The organism is Marinovum sp. (assembly GCF_034669705.1).
Taxonomy (GTDB): Bacteria; Pseudomonadota; Alphaproteobacteria; order Rhodobacterales; family Rhodobacteraceae; genus Marinovum.
In genome coordinates this window covers 110,852-126,992 of the sequence record NZ_JAXMOR010000001.1, presented here as the reverse complement: position 1 = coordinate 126,992, position 16,141 = coordinate 110,852, and the positions used below count along the sequence as shown (strand labels likewise).

Genomic DNA, 16,141 nt, shown 5'->3' with positions numbered 1-16,141 from the left:
GCGTGACGGATCCGGCCCATGCGCTGGACCCTGACCTGGTGCTTCAGGCCTATGCCGCGGGCATCTTTCCCATGGCCGAGCGGCGCGACGACCCGGAGGTGTTCTGGGTCGATCCGCGCCGCCGCGGCGTCCTGCCGCTCGAGGGGTTCCACCTGTCGCGCTCGCTCGCCCGCAGGCTGCGTCGTACGCCGCACGAAATGCGGATCAACACCGCATTCGCCGAGGTCATGCAGGCCTGCGCGGCCCGCGACGAGACCTGGATCAACCCGCCGATTTTCGAGGTTTTCCAGGTATTGCAGGCGCATGGCCACGCCCATTCCCTGGAAATCTGGCAGGAGGATGCACTGGTTGGCGGGGTTTACGGGCTGGCGATCGGCGGGCTGTTCTGCGGCGAATCGATGTTCTCACGTCGCACCGACGCCTCCAAGATGGCGCTGGCCTACCTGGTCGACCGGTTGCGCCTGGGCGGCTTCAGCCTCTTCGATACCCAATTCCTGACCGATCACCTGGCCTCTCTGGGCGCGGTAGAGGTGGCGCGTTCGGAGTATCACCGCCGGCTGCGCGCCGCGACCTCACAGGAGGCATCTTTTCAGGCGCCGCCCCTGGCGCGCGCCGATCAGCTGCTGCAGCGCATGACCCAGACGTCGTAACGGGCATGATCGAGCGCGTTGAGCGCCGGCGACGAGGCGATCATCCAGCCGGAAAATACCGGCTGATCGGCGCCCGTTTCCCAGATGTTGAGAAAGGCGAAGGCATCGCCCGACGGGTCGCCCTCGGGGTAGCGGCATTCGGTCATGTCGATGCGCAGGTTGCCGAATTCCGTGACGCCGCCATTGGCCAGCTCGAGATCGGTGGTCTCGCCCGACACCTTGTCGAGCCCGCGCAGTACCGCGCCGGTGCCGCGGGTCGCGGGCTCCTGCGCGGCAAGCGGCAGGGCAGCCAGGCAAGCCGCGGCCAGGATCAGCTGTTTCATCGGGTGTCCTCTCCGCCAGAGACGAATTTCAGCAGCAGCGAAATCAGGCTCACCGCGCCCTGGGTGTCCTCCATCTCCTGCCCCGGTTCGAAATAGAACGGCGATCCCCCGGGCACGATCTCGACGAAGTTGCCGCCGAGCAGCCCCTCCTGGGCAATCACCACCGCGCTGTCATCGGGGATGCGGATGCCCTCGGCGACGGAAAACACGGTGTCGGCGCGAAAGGTCTCGGCATTGAGCGCGACCTCGGTCACCGCACCGATCTTGACGCCGGCCAGCCGCACGTCGGTGCCGACCTGAACGCCCTCGAGCGAGCGAAAACTGGCCTGCAGCGGATAGCCCTGGCTGCCTTGGGCGAGCCCGGCGGCCTGACCGGCGTAGACCAGGAAGCCGAGGGCAACCGCAAGGACGGCGCCGCCGACGAGAACTTCGGCTTTGTTTTCAGACATGTGAGCGGCCTTATTCCGGCGTCCAGGCCTCGTAGTCCTGTCGCGGCGCAGGCTCGACCCGGCGCAGCGAGCCGGCCGGCGCATAGGCCAGCGGCGTGCCGGTCAGGTTCTCCTGATGCGGCTTTTCCCAGGTCTTGTGTAGCAGCGGCCGTGTGCTCGGCGGTTCCTTGAAGGTGTGGTGCAGCCAGCCGTGCCATTCCGGGTTCACCCGGCTGGCCTCGACCTCGCCGTTGAACATCACCCAGCGGCGCTTGCCGTCACGGGTCTCGAAATAGACGTTGCCCTGATCGTCCTCGCCCACTTGAACGCCGTTGCGGCGGGTGTAGAGCTGGGTGTTCAGCGTCGAACCGTTCCACCATGTCACGGCGCGCAGAAGCGTGTTCAGGATACCCATGGAAGCCTCCGAATTGTTGCCACCGGTATGGAGCACCGGTGGGCAAAGATCCAGCCGCAAAGACGACGGCCGGGCTAAGGCCCGGCCACCGCGTGACTAGCCCGCCGTCGCCGGTGTCTTTTCCGCGTCGGCATAGATCATCAGCGGCGCGGCGTCGGAATTGACCGCCTCCTCGTTGACGACCACCTCGTCGATATTCTCCATCCCCGGCAGTTCGAACATCGTGTCGAGCAGGATGTCCTCGAGGATCGAGCGCAGCCCGCGGGCGCCGGTCTTGCGCTCGATGGCGCGCTTGGAGATCGCCACCAGCGCCTCGTCGGTGAACGAGAGCGTGGTGTCCTCAAGCTCGAACAGCCGCTGGTACTGTTTGACCAGCGCGTTCTTGGGCTTGGTCAGAATGGTCACCAGGGCATCTTCGTCGAGATCCTCGAGCGTCGCCAGCACTGGCAGACGACCGACGAATTCCGGGATCAGGCCGAATTTCAGCAGGTCCTCGGGCTCGAGATCCTTGAACACCTCGCCGACGCCGCGGTCGTCATTGTCGCGCACATCGGCGCCGAAGCCCATGGCCGAGCCCTTGCCGCGGGCCGCGATGATCTTGTCGAGGCCGGCAAAAGCGCCGCCGCAGATGAACAGGATGTTGGTGGTGTCGACCTGCAGGAATTCCTGCTGCGGATGCTTGCGGCCGCCCTGCGGCGGCACCGAGGCCACGGTGCCCTCCATCAGCTTCAAGAGCGCCTGCTGCACGCCTTCGCCCGACACGTCGCGGGTGATCGAAGGGTTTTCCGACTTGCGGGTGATCTTGTCGACCTCGTCGATATAAACGATGCCGCGCTGCGCCCGCTCGACATTGTATTCACTCGACTGCAGCAGTTTGAGGATGATGTTCTCGACATCCTCGCCGACGTAACCGGCCTCGGTCAGCGTCGTGGCATCGGCCATGGTGAACGGCACATCGAGGATGCGCGCCAGCGTCTGCGCCAAGAGCGTCTTGCCGCAGCCGGTGGGGCCGATCAGCAGGATGTTGGATTTCTGCAGCTCGATGTCGCCGGATTTCGCCGCGTGGTTCAGCCGCTTGTAGTGGTTGTGCACCGCGACAGAAAGCACCCGCTTGGCGACCGCCTGGCCGATCACGTAGTCATCGAGCACCTGGCAGATCTCTTTCGGCGTGGGCACCCCGTCCGAGCTCTTGAGCCCGGCCGATTTGGTTTCCTCGCGAATGATGTCCATGCAGAGTTCGACGCATTCATCGCAGATGAACACCGTCGGTCCGGCAATCAGCTTGCGCACCTCGTGCTGGCTCTTGCCGCAGAAGCTGCAGTAGAGGGTATTCTTGCTGTCACCGCCGGTTGTCGTCGCCATGTCTTACCTTTCGGAGCCTGTCTGTGCTCTTGTGACGCTGCGCTCACCACCGCCACAGGCTTTCACCCAGCTTAGGACAGGCGGCAGGGGGTCACAATTGCAAAATGCCCCCTGCCGCCCCCTGGTTATTCTTCGGCGCCAGCCTTGGCGCGGTTTTCCACGATCTCGTCGATCAGACCCCAGTCCTTCGCATCCTCGGGAGACATGAAGTTATCCCGCTCGAGCGCGGCTTCCACCTTTTTCAGGGTCTGGCCGGTGTGCTTCACGTAGATTTCATTCAGCCGCTTCTTCAGCTTCAAGGTCTCCTCGGCGTGGATCATGATGTCCGTCGCCTGGCCCTGGTAGCCGCCGGAGGGCTGGTGGACCATGATACGCGAGTTGGGCAGCGAAAAGCGCATGCCCTTTTCGCCTGCGGTCAGCAGCAGCGAACCCATCGAGGCCGCCTGACCGATCACCAGCGTCGAAACCTTGGGCTTGATGTACTGCATGGTGTCATAGATCGACAGGCCGCTGGTCACCACGCCGCCGGGCGAGTTGATATACATCGAGATGTCTTTCGACGGGTTCTCGGCCTCGAGGTGCAGCAGCTGCGCCACGATCAGCGACGACATGCCGTCATGCACCGGGCCGGAGACGAAGATGATCCGCTCCTTCAGCAGGCGGGAAAAGATGTCGTAGGCGCGTTCGCCCCGGCTCGTCTGCTCGACGACCATGGGGACGAGCGTGTTCATGTAGGTCTCAATCGGGTCGCGCATCGCAGCCTGCCTCTTGTGCTCTGGGGTTTGTACCCCCTCCGGAATGACCAGAGTCTTAGTCATGGGCTTGGAGGGCTGCAAGGGGCGGCGGGGAAAAGCTGCCGGCGCACCGGGGCTCAGGCGACGGCCAGCTTGCGCGCCTCTGCCTCCGGCAGGGCGGGCCGGCCAAAGCGGCTTTCGCCGTAGTCGCCGACATAGACCACCGGCAGGTCGGGAAAGCGGCGTTCGATGTCGGCGCGGATCTGGTCGCCGTCGATGCCGCCGAACCGGCCTTCGTCGATCAGCACCACCGACGGCAGCCTGGCGCCATCGAGGCTGTCGAGCGCCTCCTGCTCGGTGCCCACCTGGCGGACCTTGCGGCCCTGGCTGTTGAGGTAGCCGAGGAATTCCCGGTTGCGCCGGCCGGTATCGGCCACCAGCAGGATGTCGACCGGCAGCGCGCTCTCCTCGGCCGGGGCGGGCCCGGCCTCTTCGAGGCTGTCGACCGGCAGCGCCATGGTGATCGCGGTGCCCTCGCCCTCGGTGCTGTCGATCAGCAGCCCGCCGCCGCTTTGCTGGCAGACGCCGTTGACCGAGGCGAGGCCCAGGCCGCTGCCCTTGCCGGCGCCCTTGGTGGTGAAATAGGGCTGCACCGCCTTGCGCATCGTGGCTTGGTCCATGCCGGTGCCGGTGTCCCTGACCTCGATGACCAGATGCGCGCCCGGTGCCAGACCGGCGCCGAGGTTGTAGCTGGCGGTCTCATCCTCGGTGAGGGTCTTCTGCGCGATCGAGACCTGAAGCTCGCCGCCCGCCGGCATGGCGTCGCGCGCATTGACCAGAAGGTTGAGCAGCGCCCGTTCCAGCGTGGCATCGTCGAGCCTGACCCGGCCCAGGATGCCGGACTCAGCCGTCAGGGTGACCGAGATATTGGTCGGTGCCACACGCGTGAACAGGTCGACCACCTGTTCGGCGATCGAGACCACATCTCCCTCGCCGCCCTGCCCGCGCGACTGGCGGCCGGACTCCAGCAGCTGGCTGGTCAGACCGGAGGCCCGGTCGGCGGCATTGATTGCCTCGCGCAGGTACTTGGCCGAGCCTGCGGGATCGATCTCCATCAGCTCGAGATTGCCGCGCAGCGCGGTGAGGGCGTTGTTGAAATCATGCGCCACGCCGGCCACGATCTGGCCAAGGATGCGCAGGTTCTCGTCGCGGGCGCTGTTGATCTCGATGTTCTGCAGGGCGCGGTCGGAGGCGTTCTCGAGCGCCGAGATCCGTTTCTTCTTGTCCTCCAGCCGGTCGATCTGGAAGCCGACGACCAGCGCCGAAGCCACCAGCAGGGCAATCATCGCGCTGCACAGGAAGACCAGCCGGAAATCCGGGGTGATCCAGTCCCGCAGCGTCATGAAACGGGTCAGCTCGCCGATCGCCAGCACGCCCAGCACCGAGAGGATCAGCGAGGCGCGCAGGATCACACTCTGCCGGCGCGGGCCCAGCAGGCCGCGGAAATGCGGGCTCTCGCGGTTCGACAGCGCCAGCGACAGGTTGAGCAGGAAGATGCCGGCGGCGGTATGCACTGACATTTCCTTGAACCCCAGCACGTCACGCACCGAAGCGGTGGAGAGCGCATGAGCCATCAGCGCGGTGCCAGAGATCAGCGCGCAGAGCCCGCCGGCGGTGATGGCGACGGTGCGCGCGCCGGGGACCGGCACCGCCATGGCTGCCACCGCGACGCCAAGCCCGAGCAGACAGAAGCCGGTGGCCCAGGCCATGCCATCGCTGGCCTCGAGCCCCCCGCGGCGCATCACCGGCTCGACGAAATAGGCGCCGACCACCGCCCACAGCGCCAACACCGCCAGGCTCGCCACCACCGGGGGCCAGCGGTTGATCACCGCCAGCGTGCCGATGCTGGCAAAGACCAGCGCCAGCGCCGTTTCCGGCACCATCGCCGGCAGATCGGCCCGCAAGCGTACCACGCTTTCAAAGCCCAGACCCCAGCCGAGGCCCAGCACCGCAAGCGCCCAGAGCAGCGGCAGCGCCGCAAGGAAATTCGTCCAGTCCGGCCGGTGGGCCGACCGCAGGTTCACCCGATGTATCTTCAACTCATGTATCATCGACAGGCTCCGCCAACCGAAAGGTCATGCTTTCGGGAGAGGCTAGCCGCCCATGGTTGCCAAGATGTTAAATTTGCAATTCACCGCGAATTGCCGCCGTTTTCCGCCCTCAGCCCCAGTCGCGCAGCCGCGCGACATAGCGCGCCAGGGTGTCGATCTCGAGGTTGACACGGTCGCCCTCTGCCGCCCGGCCCCAGGTCGTCACCTGCTGGGTGTGCGGGATGACGTTGATGCCGAAATCGCAGCCTTCGACCTCGTTGACCGTCAGCGAGGTGCCGTTGAGCGCCACCGAGCCCTTGGGCGCGATGTATTTCGCCAGCGTCTCGGGCGCGCGCAGGGTCAGCCGGGTCGAATCGCCCTCGGCGCGGATGCCCACGATCTCGGCCACACCGTCGACATGGCCCGAGACGATATGCCCGCCCAGCTCGTCACCGACCTTGAGCGCGCGTTCGAGGTTTATGGTCCGCCCCTCGGCCCAGAGGTCGAGATTGGTCTTCAACACGGTCTCGGCGCTGATGTCGACATCGAACCAACCCTCGCCCAGCGCCACCGCCGTCAGGCAGACCCCGTCGCAGGCGATCGAGGCGCCGATCTCGAGTGTCGCGGTGTCATATCCGGTGGCGATCCGCGCCCGCAGGTCGCCGCGTTTCTCCAGAGCCGCGATCCGGCCCATGTCGGTGATGATCCCGGTAAACATCGTTTTCCCTCGCCGCTTGTGCTGCTTTCGGCCATATTTTCGTCCAGATGGCTTGCTACCCATGGCCCGTCAAAAAACCGTATGAGGGAATTCCGCCTGATGGGCAACGGCGCCGGAGAGAAAAGGGTCTTCCTGTTCCTGCAGGGTCCGCACGGGCCGTTTTTCCACCGGCTGGGGCGGATGCTGCGGATGACCGGGGCGCAGGTCTGGCGGGTGGGGTTCAACGCCGGCGACCGGGCGTTCTGGTTCCATCCCAAGAGCTTCATTCCCTACACCGGCGCGCCCGAGGACTGGCCCGAGACCTTTGCCGGGCTGATCGCCGACAAGCAGGTCACCGACATCGTGCTCTATGGCGACACCCGTGCGGTGCATGCCGAGGCGGTGCGGATCGCGCGCGACCGCGGGCTGACCGTGCATGTCTTTGAAGAGGGCTACATGCGCCCCTACTGGGTGACCTACGAGCGTGGTGGATCGAACGGCCATTCGCGGCTGATGGAGATGCCGGTGGACGAGATGCAGCAGGCGCTGCAGCTGTCTGACATGGAGGCGCCGCTGCCGCCGGGCCATTGGGGCGACACCCGCCAGCACGTGTTCTACGGCGCGCTCTACCATTGGTTCGTGATGTTCCGAAACGGCGACTACCGCAACTTCCGGGCCCATCGCGACCTGCCGGTGACGATGGAATTCGCGCTCTATCTCAAGCGGCTCTTGCTGATGCCGCTGCACGCGCTCGAGCGCCGCGCCTCGACCTTCGGCATCCGCCACGGCGGTTATCCCTATCACCTCTGCCTGTTGCAGCTGGAACATGACGCCTCGTTCCTCGAACATTCGCCGTTCAAGCGGATGACCGAGTTTCTCGAACTGGTGGTCGAAGGCTTCGCACAGGGCGCGCCGGGCCACCATCACCTGGTGTTCAAGGCGCATCCGCTGGAGAACGGCCGCACCAACATCCGCCGCGAGCTCAGGCGCCTGGCCGAGAAGTTCGGCGTCACCGGACGGGTGCACTACGTCCGCGGCGGCAAGCTGGCGCCGCTGCTCAATGACGCCCGCAGCGCGGTGACGGTCAATTCCACCGCCGGCCAGCAGGTGCTCTGGCGCGGCATTCCGCTGCGTGTCTTCGGCCGCGCCGTCTATGCCAAGCCCGAGTTCGTCTCGATGCAGCCGCTCAAGGAATTCTTTGCGGCGCCAGACCGGCCCGACAACCGGGCGTACAAGGATTATCGCCGCTACCTGCTGGAAACCAGCCAGGTGCCCGGCGGCTTCTACTCCTCCAAGGGGCGCCGGCAATTGCTGCGGCTGGTGGTCGACATGATGCTGTCACCCGAAGATCCCTATGACGGATTTAAATCCGGCACCGCGGCCCCGCGGCAACAGTTGCGGCTGGTGACCTGACCCCTGTCGGTGCGCCCTCTGGCTTTTAGATACGGATTCCCGTAGCCTACCGCAAAAAGCTGAGGCAGCATAACGACAAGGTCGAGGAGACCGAGCAGTGAAGAACCATCAGACACGATGGGCCCGTTCCGTGGCCCTGCTTCTTGCCGTATCGTTCGCGGCGTCCTGCGGATTGCCGCGCTCCGGCCCGAACAAGAGCGAGATCTTCGCCGGATCGGTGCAGCGCGAGGGCGATGCCTTTGTCGTCAGTGTCAATGACCGGGTGACCCGCGCCACCGGCGTGGTGCCGGCGCTGGGCTTCTCGGAGAGTTTCAAGACCGCCGGCGTCATCGGCTCCGACGTGATCCGCCCGGGCGACACGATGGGGCTGACGATCTGGGAAAACGTCGATGACGGGCTGCTGGCGGGCGAAACCGGCTCCTCCACCATTCTCGAGACCGTGCAGGTCGATGGCGCTGGCTTCATCTTTGTGCCCTACGCGGGCCGCATCAAGGCTGCCGGCAACACCACCGAGGCGGTGCGCCGCATCATCACCCGCAAGCTCGAAGAACAGACCCCCGATCCGCAGGTCGAGATCCGCCGCGAGGCCGGTGACGGCGCCACGGTGTCGATCGTCGGTGCCGTGGGCGCCCAGGGCGTCTATGCCATCGAGCGGCCGACCCGCACCCTGTCGTCGATGATGGCGCGCGCCGGCGGCGTGACGATCGAGCCCGAGATCGCGCAGATCACCGTCACCCGGGGCGGTCACACCGGCAAGATCTGGTTCGAGGACCTCTACGCCCATCCCCGCATGGACATCGCCCTGCGCGGCGGCGACAAGATCTTGATCGAGGAAGATACCCGCGCCTTTGTCGCCCTCGGCGCCACCGGCGCGCAATCGCGCGTGCCCTTCGAGACCCAGACCCTCTCGGCGGTCGAGGCCATCGCCCAGGTCGGCGGGTTGCTCGCAAGCTCGGCCGATCCGACCGGCGTCTTCGTGCTGCGCAACGAGGCCGAGGTCATTGCCGAAAACGTGCTTGGCCGCGACGACCTGCAGGGCCCGCAGCGGATGGTCTACGTGCTCGACCTGACCGAACCCAACGGTCTGTTCATGGCGCGCGACTTCATCATCCGCGACGACGACCTGCTCTATGTCACCGAAGCGCCGCTGTCACAGTGGAGCAAGACCATCGCCGCCCTCACCGGCAGCCTCGGTGCGGTCACCACGCTGACCTCGACCGCGACCTCGGTCGGCGCGCTGGCCTCTGGCGACCTGACCGGCGGCTGACCGGCGTGACGGCCCGCACCGACGACAGGGACGCCGGGACCGAAAGGCCCCGGCGTCTCTATGTCTACAACGGCGGGTTCCTGACCCAGCGCCGCCTGCGCCGCATGCTGACGCTCGCGGGCTACGACATTCGCCTCGGCCTGCCCGGCCCCGACGACCTTGTGGGCCTCTGGGGCCAGAGCCCGACCGCGCATCGCGGCGAGGCCGTGGCCGCCCGCCGCGGCGCCGCGATCCTGCGCATCGAGGACGCCTTCCTGCGCTCGCTGCAGCCCGGCCGCGCCGGTCACGAGCCGCCGCTGGGGCTGATGATCGACCACGGCGGGGTGCATTTCGACCCGGCGCAGGTCAGCGACCTGGAACGCCTGCTGGCGCAGGCGCCGCTCGACGATGCCGGTCTGATGACCCGCGCCTGCGATGCCATCGCCCGCATCAAGGCAGCCCATCTGACCAAGTACAGCGGCTTCGATGACACGGCCCCCGCCCCGGCGCCGGGCTATGTGCTGGTGATCGACCAAACCCGCGGCGATGCCTCGGTGCGGGCCTCGCGCGCCGGCCGGGCACAGTTCCAGGAGATGCTGGTCTTTGCCCAGGAAGAGCATCCGGGCACGCCGGTCGTGATCAAGACCCACCCCGAGACCGCGCGGGGGCTGCGCGCCGGGCATTTCACCGAGGCCGACGGCACGGACCGCATCACCCTGCTGAGCGATCCGGTCAGCCCCTGGCGGCTCTTCGAGGGCGCGGTCGGGGTCTATACGGTGTCGTCTCAGATGGGCTTCGAGGCAATTTTCGCGGGCCACCGCCCGCGGGTCTTCGGCCAGCCGTTCTATGCCGGCTGGGGGCTGACGGCGGATGAAAACCCGGTGCCCCGCCGCGAACGCAGGCTGACCCGGCACCAGCTTTTTGCCGCGGCGATGATCCTCTATCCGAAGTGGTACGACCCCTACGGCGACCGGCTCTGCCAGATCGAGACCGCGCTCGACACCTTCGAGGCGCAGACCCGCGCCTGGCGCGAGGATCACCGCGGCTGGGTCGCTTCGGGCATGCGTCTGTGGAAGCGTCGGCCGCTGCAGAAGGTCTTTGGCCACGCCCGGCCGATGGTGTTCGAGGAGGACCCTGCCAAGGCCCGCAGCCTGGCCGAGACCGAGGGCCGCCGCCGCATGGCCTGGGCCGGCAAGGCAGGCGCGCAGGACGATGTGGTGCGGGTCGAGGATGGCTTCCTGCGCTCGCGCGGGCTGGGCGCCGCGCTGGTGCCGCCGCTGTCGCTGGTGGCCGATGACCTGGGCATCTATTACGATCCGCGCCGCGAGAGCCGGTTGGAGCGGCTGATATCCGACAGCGCGGCGCTGCGCCCCGACCAGCTGCACCGCGCCTACGGGCTGCGCCGCGACATCCTCAAGGCGCGGCTGAGCAAGTACAACCTGCGCGGCGCCGCGCCCGACCTGCCCGAGGGCCACCGCATCCTGGTGCCGGGACAGGTCGAGGACGATGCCTCGATCCGCACCGGCTGCGGCGTGCTGTGCACCAACCGCGGGCTGCTCGAGGCGGCGCGCGCGGCCAACCCCGAGGCGGTGATCCTCTACAAGCCGCACCCCGACGTGGAGGCCGGTCTGCGCCAGGGCGCGGTGCCAGAGGCGCGGGAGCTGGCCGACCTGGTTCTCGAGAGCGCCGACCCGGTGGCGCTGCTCGATCAGGTGCAGGAGGTCTGGACGCTGACCTCGCTGCTGGGCTTCGAGGCGCTGCTGCGCGAGGTGGCGGTGACGACCCTTGGCGTGCCGTTCTATGCCGGCTGGGGGCTGACCCGTGATCTGGGTGACGTCCCCGAGCGGCGCCGTGCGCGGCCCTCGCTCGATGCGCTGGTGCATGCCACGCTGATCGCCTATCCGCGGTATTACGACCCCGTCACCGGGCTGCCCTGCCCGCCGGAGGTGGTGGTGAACCGACTGGCCGAGGGCGCCCTGCCCGGCCCCGGCATGGCCAACCGCCTGCTGTCGAAATTGCAGGGCGCCTTCGCCAGCCAGGCGCATCTCTGGCGCCGCTGAGCGCTTCTCCAGCCCGTGCGGCCCGTCCGCGCGCCGACAGCCCGCACGGGCTGGAGAAGCGGCTAGTCCTCCCTGCGTCGCCAGACCGACATCACATCACCGCCCACGGGCCGGGTTTCGGCCAGCTGCAACCGCGGCGCCTCGGCCAGCCGCTCGACACCCAGCGCGCCGATCGCCGGCTGGCCCTCGGCCCCCAGCACCGCACCGGCGGTGAAACAGATCAGCTCGTCGACCAGCCCCGCCGCCAGCAGCGACGCCGCGAGCTGCCCGCCGCCCTCGCAGAACACCCGCGTCAGCCCGGCAGCCCCCAGCCCCTGCAACACGTCGCCCATGTCCACCTGCCGCCCGGTCAGCCGGCAGGGCAACAGCCGCGCCCCGAGCCCGTCCCAGGCGTCGCGCAGCGCCGGCTCGGCATCGGGTCCATGACAAAGCCAGACCGGCACCTCGCCCGCGGTGCGAGCCAGCGTGCCGGGGAGCGGCAGGTCGAGCTTGCGCGAGACCACAATCCGCACCGGTTGATGGCTCACACCCAGGTCCCGCACGGTGAGCGACGGATCATCCGCCCGCGCCGTGCCCGCCCCCACCATCACCGCGTCATGACGCGCACGCAGCGCATGCACCTCGCGCCGCGCCTCGGGGCCGGTGATCCACTGGCTCTCGCCGGTGGCGGTGGCGATGCGACCGTCGAGGGTGGTGGCAAGCTTCAGCGTCACGCACGGCCGGCCTTCGCGGACCCTGCGGAAAAAGCCCGCATGATCGCGCGCCGCCTCGGCCTGCCGCACCCCGGTCTCGACCGCGATGCCGGCGTGGCGCAGCATCGCGATGCCGCGGCCCGAGACCCGCGCGTCGTCATCCTCGAGCGCCGCCACCACCCGCGCCACGCCGGCGGCGATCAGCGCCTCGGCGCAGGGCGGGGTCTGGCCGTGATGGGCGCAGGGCTCCAGAGTCACGTAGGCGGTGGCCCCCCGCGCCGCGGCGCCCGCCTGAGCCAGCGCCTGCGGCTCGGCATGCGGCCGCCCGCCCGGCTGGGTCCAGCCGCGGCCGACGATGCGGCCCTGCTTGACGATCACGCAGCCCACCGCCGGGTTGGGCCAGCACCGGCCCTGGGTGCGACGGCCGAGCCCCAGCGCATGCGCCATGTGGCGCAGATCTTCGTCTCTCATGACACCTGCTGTCGCCTCAGCCCTCTTTCGGGGCGTCGGGGCGCAGCTCGCTGACGAACTTGTCGAAATCATCGGCCGCCTGGAAGTTCTTGTAGACGCTGGCAAAGCGCACATAGGCCACCGTGTCGATCCGGGCCAGGCTCTCCATCACGATCTCGCCGATCTGCTTGGAGGGAATGTCGGTCTCGCCCATGCTCTCGAGTCGCCGGACGATGCCGGAGATCATCTGATCCATGCGCTCGGGTTCGACGGGGCGTTTCTGCAGCGCGATGCGGATCGAGCGCTCGAGCTTGTCACGGTCGAAATCCTCGCGCCGGCCGTTGGTCTTGATCACCACCAGGTCGCGCAGCTGCACCCGCTCGTAGGTGGTGAACCGGCCACCGCAGGCCGGGCAGAAGCGCCGCCGCCTGATCGAGACGTGGTCCTCGGCGGGCCGTGAATCCTTGACCTGAGTGTCGATATTTCCGCAAAACGGACAGCGCATCGGCCGTTCCCCTTTTCCTCTGTTCCGCCTCCCATGGGTCTCATCGCCCACTTATCCACAAAGTATAGGAGAGCCGCCCGCATTTGGGTAGAGCGAAAATCGCGCAACAATATTGTGTGGCAGGTCAGCGCGTCATGTGGCTCCAATGACGTCCACCGGTCGTATCCTTGCCAGCCTGGCTTCCAGTCTCGTTGTAGCGTGAAACCAAAATTTGCAGAGTTTGAAAGCAATATTTGCAGCAGACGTGCTTTTGACCCGCCTTCACCACGCGGACCTTGGACCCTACAAGTGAGGGACTTGGTGGGCAAAAGGACACCCTACGCCAAGCGGTCTTTCGCGTTCATCAACTACCTATCGAATCCAAATCCGGCTCGGGGAGGTCACTTCCAAAAAGCTCCCGTGCCAGAAGCGCCCCGCGCTCGATGAGTTCCTTAAGTGAACGATACAAAAAATCTGCCCCTCAACAAGTCCGGCGAATGTTCGTGCAAAGAGGTCTTAAGCGCTGCCGCCATGGCTCGCAGGTTTCCTCGCTTAACTTCGGCCTCTTGAGTCAGCCTTCCATATTCACCAAATTTTCGATTATGTTTGAAAGTAGAGTGGGGGGTCAGTTCGAACGGTAGATACTCCTCCGTCAGCTCAGCGAGAGCCTTCAATTCCGACTCCAAGCTACAGTACGCCGCCTCAAAGTCTTTGAATTTGGCTTCCCAAATGGTCCAACCCTCGTCGGGCTCATCGTCATTATCAAGAACACCGAGCACCTCGGCTCTCTCCACCAATTCCCTAACGACTTCCTCTTTGGCTGAAAAAAATGCCGAAACGCGCGAAGCGACAATCGCGTCCCGTGAGATTCTACCGAACATAGAGAAGAAAATCCGGCGATTCTCCTCCATAAGCCTAACCTCATCAGCCATCTTTCGAAGCTCGGATTCAAACTCGTTCTGCAGTGATTCATGCTGTTTTTGGAGCTTACAGTGCTCCCTGAGAGCATGCGCTAAGTTGTGGTAGTGAACAATAAGCACCAACGCCAACACTAATGCGAACACCAGAGATAATTGCCACGGCAATACGCTGATCTTTTCGAGTGCCTCAAGTGTCTTCGCATTGGGATTATTGGCGAACTCCAATACGACATAAATATATTTAGCGATCCCTAGCGTAGTTGTCGCAACAGTCGCACTTAACCCAACGACCCCTACAACAGCCAAGCCAGTAGAATGTACCGCTACCTTTAAACGTTTCATAGAGTAACCATCTCGATTGAAGATCATTATGTCGAAACTTCTACAATTAACCTCGTGCAAACGCGATCGGCACTGAAGATGTCCCTTAGTGACTGCGCCGTGGGACGCGTGTCAGGCAAAGATTATTCTTTCCGAATCTCTGCTAGCTTCTCAGAGAATTTAACCTTGCACGGAAACGTGCAAATTAAAATATGCAATGGCCTGAGCCTCAGCATCGAACTCGACGACGTCCAGCGCCGACACTCGGAACGTGTGGCTTGCACCCGAACCATTGCCGATGCGAAGTCCGACAGTGTTCGTATCGACAGCTCGCGCGACTCCGCCCATCGGCACCCATTCACCGGTCACGATCAGGTTCTCGAAATCACGGGCGAGTGTGGTGTTTGCCTGGAGCCGGAGAGACGTCGGCATCCCTGAGACTTGCAGGTAATCGAAACGGTAGCAGTACCATTTTCCAGACGTCAAAGATGCCTGCGTGCCAACGTTCACATAGCCATCAGGCTGGGTAAATTCAGAGCATTTCTCGAATAGAACGCTGTCGTCAACTTGGGTGGATATGAGGTTGCCAGGATCGCCGCCGAGCGTGATTCCGCTGGTCCCGTCGAAGGTCTGAGAAATGAGCGACGTGCCATTGTTTGTCGGCCGCTTGATCAGTTTGGTTCGCGGCGCGGTTTGATAGGCATCCGAGTAAGTCCCCGCCGGTCGTTTGCAGTGCACGAGGCTCTCGACCGCAAGGCCCGGAACTCCCTTGAAACCGTCGGTATTCAGATTGATGACCCGCAGCCGGTTAGTGGCTCCGATCGTGAACTCCGTCTGGTCATCGACGAACACGCCGTCGAGCAAAACGCTGCTGTTGTTGAACTCGACCTTGCGCATGATCGAACCGCGGATAATCGCATAGGCCGTGTTGTCCAGGCGGATGTCACGAGGGACGCAGATCACCCCGTCAATATCGACCGTCGCGAACGATGCGTTACCCTCGAACCAAACATGGTCAATCAGCACCGGAACCACGGATGACGCGTAATTGCGCACGAAGATGCCAAAGCCATAGTTGCTCTCGATAACGGTGCCTGGCAACCAGGAGGTCTGACCGGTGCCGGTCAGCTCGGAGTCGATAAGGAACGCGGCCTTGTAGGAACGTGCCCATTCGCCGCCCTGGAAGGTATCGCAGCCCGCGTGCATTTCGTTCGGCAGCGGCTTGTCTTCGGCACGGTAGCCGTAGTTGCAGTATTTGGTGGAAACGCTGCGGAAGTTGTTGCCAATGTTTCCGAACCGCTTGCGAATACCCACATCGCAGTTTTCGATCAGCAGCCGCTCGAAATCCCGCCGACCGGCAAGGCGATCATCGGACCCCGCCCGATTGAGATCGATGCCGTCGCCCCGGGTTCTGTCGACGCCATTCAGATAGAGCCCACTCACCAGGCCGTAGCGCCAGCCGTTCAGGCTGTTGTTGCTGACACCGAGAATAAAACTGGAACCTGGAAGCGCCTTCAGGGTTCCGCCGCCCTCAATCGGCGTGTCTCCCAAGTAAAGGTCTTTCACAGCGTAGTTGCCGTCGGCCAAGATCTTTCTGCGGCCATATGTGCTGCGCACGGCAGCGAAGGCTGGGGTATCGTCCGTTTCCCCGTCAGCAGCGGCGCCAGCCTTCGCCAAGGCAATGTCGTTTTGGTCAACAGCCTCCAGTAGCTCGGGTGCTGCCAGCACCTGAGAGGTCAGTCCTGCCAGCGTCTGGCGTGCCGTTGAGCCCCCGCTCATCGCCAGTACGTGCTCGCTCGTTTCAACGATCGGAAGGCTGTCTGTGGATTGACCTGCCATTCTCTGCCCCTTCAGGC

General features: G+C 65.1%; 15 protein-coding genes. 4 read left to right on the top strand and 11 right to left on the bottom strand.

Annotated elements, in window-relative coordinates; all coding sequences use genetic code 11:
- The first annotated feature begins 2 nt into the window (after positions 1-2).
- A complete protein-coding gene (gene aat / locus VOI27_RS00685; RefSeq protein ID WP_323763349.1) occupies positions 3-650 on the top strand; it encodes a leucyl/phenylalanyl-tRNA--protein transferase in 648 nt (215 codons plus the stop codon).
- Here aat and VOI27_RS00680 read toward each other — a convergent pair.
- The 7 genes from VOI27_RS00680 to VOI27_RS00650 form a co-directional block, all read right to left on the bottom strand.
- The gene (locus VOI27_RS00680; protein ID WP_323763348.1) at positions 617-973 is read right to left on the bottom strand and encodes a DUF2155 domain-containing protein; all 357 of its coding nucleotides are present in this window, start codon (positions 971-973) and stop codon (positions 617-619) included. The genes aat and VOI27_RS00680 overlap by 34 nt on opposite strands.
- Complete coding sequence (gene mlaD / locus VOI27_RS00675) at positions 970-1,422, bottom strand: outer membrane lipid asymmetry maintenance protein MlaD (RefSeq protein WP_323763347.1); 453 nt, start codon at positions 1,420-1,422, stop codon at positions 970-972. The genes VOI27_RS00680 and mlaD overlap by 4 nt, the downstream gene beginning before the upstream one ends.
- Positions 1,423-1,432: 10 nt before the next feature.
- The gene (locus VOI27_RS00670; RefSeq protein WP_323763346.1) at positions 1,433-1,816 is read right to left on the bottom strand and encodes an NADH:ubiquinone oxidoreductase subunit NDUFA12; all 384 of its coding nucleotides are present in this window, start codon (positions 1,814-1,816) and stop codon (positions 1,433-1,435) included.
- A gap of 96 nt (positions 1,817-1,912) precedes the next feature.
- Entirely contained in the window at positions 1,913-3,178 is a 1,266-nt protein-coding gene (gene clpX / locus VOI27_RS00665; protein ID WP_323763345.1) for an ATP-dependent Clp protease ATP-binding subunit ClpX, read from the bottom strand.
- Positions 3,179-3,303: 125 nt separating this feature from the next.
- Entirely contained in the window at positions 3,304-3,933 is a 630-nt protein-coding gene (locus VOI27_RS00660; protein ID WP_323763344.1) for an ATP-dependent Clp protease proteolytic subunit, read from the bottom strand.
- A gap of 116 nt (positions 3,934-4,049) precedes the next feature.
- Entirely contained in the window at positions 4,050-6,023 is a 1,974-nt protein-coding gene (locus tag VOI27_RS00655; protein ID WP_323763343.1) for an ATP-binding protein, read from the bottom strand.
- Positions 6,024-6,132: 109 nt separating this feature from the next.
- Complete coding sequence (locus tag VOI27_RS00650; protein WP_323763342.1) at positions 6,133-6,720, bottom strand: riboflavin synthase; 588 nt, start codon at positions 6,718-6,720, stop codon at positions 6,133-6,135.
- An 81-nt stretch (positions 6,721-6,801) separates the two neighbouring features.
- Between VOI27_RS00650 and VOI27_RS00645 the strand changes: the two genes are divergently transcribed.
- The 3 genes from VOI27_RS00645 to VOI27_RS00635 all read left to right on the top strand — a co-directional run bounded on the left by VOI27_RS00645 (position 6,802) and on the right by VOI27_RS00635 (position 11,418).
- The gene (locus VOI27_RS00645) at positions 6,802-8,112 is read left to right on the top strand and encodes a capsular biosynthesis protein (protein WP_323763341.1); all 1,311 of its coding nucleotides are present in this window, start codon (positions 6,802-6,804) and stop codon (positions 8,110-8,112) included.
- Positions 8,113-8,209: 97 nt separating this feature from the next.
- The gene (locus VOI27_RS00640) at positions 8,210-9,379 is read left to right on the top strand and encodes a polysaccharide biosynthesis/export family protein (protein ID WP_323763340.1); all 1,170 of its coding nucleotides are present in this window, start codon (positions 8,210-8,212) and stop codon (positions 9,377-9,379) included.
- A 5-nt stretch (positions 9,380-9,384) separates the two neighbouring features.
- Complete coding sequence (locus tag VOI27_RS00635; protein WP_323763339.1) at positions 9,385-11,418, top strand: capsular polysaccharide biosynthesis protein; 2,034 nt, start codon at positions 9,385-9,387, stop codon at positions 11,416-11,418.
- A 62-nt stretch (positions 11,419-11,480) separates the two neighbouring features.
- On the opposite strand, the gene ribD is transcribed toward VOI27_RS00635, so the two are convergent.
- From ribD to VOI27_RS00615, 4 genes are all read right to left on the bottom strand, one after another.
- Positions 11,481-12,581 (bottom strand): bifunctional diaminohydroxyphosphoribosylaminopyrimidine deaminase/5-amino-6-(5-phosphoribosylamino)uracil reductase RibD, encoded by a 1,101-nt coding sequence (gene ribD / locus VOI27_RS00630; protein WP_323763338.1) that lies wholly within the window; start codon positions 12,579-12,581, stop codon positions 11,481-11,483.
- 16 nt (positions 12,582-12,597) lie between these two features.
- Positions 12,598-13,065 (bottom strand): transcriptional regulator NrdR, encoded by a 468-nt coding sequence (gene nrdR / locus VOI27_RS00625; protein WP_048532372.1) that lies wholly within the window; start codon positions 13,063-13,065, stop codon positions 12,598-12,600.
- 431 nt (positions 13,066-13,496) lie between these two features.
- Entirely contained in the window at positions 13,497-14,306 is an 810-nt protein-coding gene (locus VOI27_RS00620; RefSeq protein ID WP_323763337.1) for a hypothetical protein, read from the bottom strand.
- A gap of 159 nt (positions 14,307-14,465) precedes the next feature.
- A complete protein-coding gene (locus VOI27_RS00615) occupies positions 14,466-16,124 on the bottom strand; it encodes a hypothetical protein (RefSeq protein WP_323763336.1) in 1,659 nt (552 codons plus the stop codon).
- Positions 16,125-16,141 lie beyond the last annotated feature (17 nt).

Bases quoted from the DNA above. Each gene is read 5' to 3' on its own strand.
- VOI27_RS00680 (WP_323763348.1), bottom strand. From the start codon at position 973: ATGAAACAGCTGATCCTGGCCGCGGCTTGCCTGGCTGCCCTGCCGCTT.
- mlaD (WP_323763347.1), bottom strand. From the start codon at position 1,422: ATGTCTGAAAACAAAGCCGAAGTTCTCGTCGGCGGCGCCGTCCTTGCG.
- VOI27_RS00670 (WP_323763346.1), bottom strand. From the start codon at position 1,816: ATGGGTATCCTGAACACGCTTCTGCGCGCCGTGACATGGTGGAACGGT.
- clpX (WP_323763345.1), bottom strand. From the start codon at position 3,178: ATGGCGACGACAACCGGCGGTGACAGCAAGAATACCCTCTACTGCAGC.
- VOI27_RS00660 (WP_323763344.1), bottom strand. From the start codon at position 3,933: ATGCGCGACCCGATTGAGACCTACATGAACACGCTCGTCCCCATGGTC.
- VOI27_RS00655 (WP_323763343.1), bottom strand. From the start codon at position 6,023: ATGATACATGAGTTGAAGATACATCGGGTGAACCTGCGGTCGGCCCAC.
- VOI27_RS00650 (WP_323763342.1), bottom strand. From the start codon at position 6,720: ATGTTTACCGGGATCATCACCGACATGGGCCGGATCGCGGCTCTGGAG.
- VOI27_RS00645 (WP_323763341.1), top strand. From the start codon at position 6,802: ATGAGGGAATTCCGCCTGATGGGCAACGGCGCCGGAGAGAAAAGGGTC.
- ribD (WP_323763338.1), bottom strand. From the start codon at position 12,581: ATGAGAGACGAAGATCTGCGCCACATGGCGCATGCGCTGGGGCTCGGC.
- nrdR (WP_048532372.1), bottom strand. From the start codon at position 13,065: ATGCGCTGTCCGTTTTGCGGAAATATCGACACTCAGGTCAAGGATTCA.
- VOI27_RS00620 (WP_323763337.1), bottom strand. From the start codon at position 14,306: ATGAAACGTTTAAAGGTAGCGGTACATTCTACTGGCTTGGCTGTTGTA.
- VOI27_RS00615 (WP_323763336.1), bottom strand. From the start codon at position 16,124: ATGGCAGGTCAATCCACAGACAGCCTTCCGATCGTTGAAACGAGCGAG.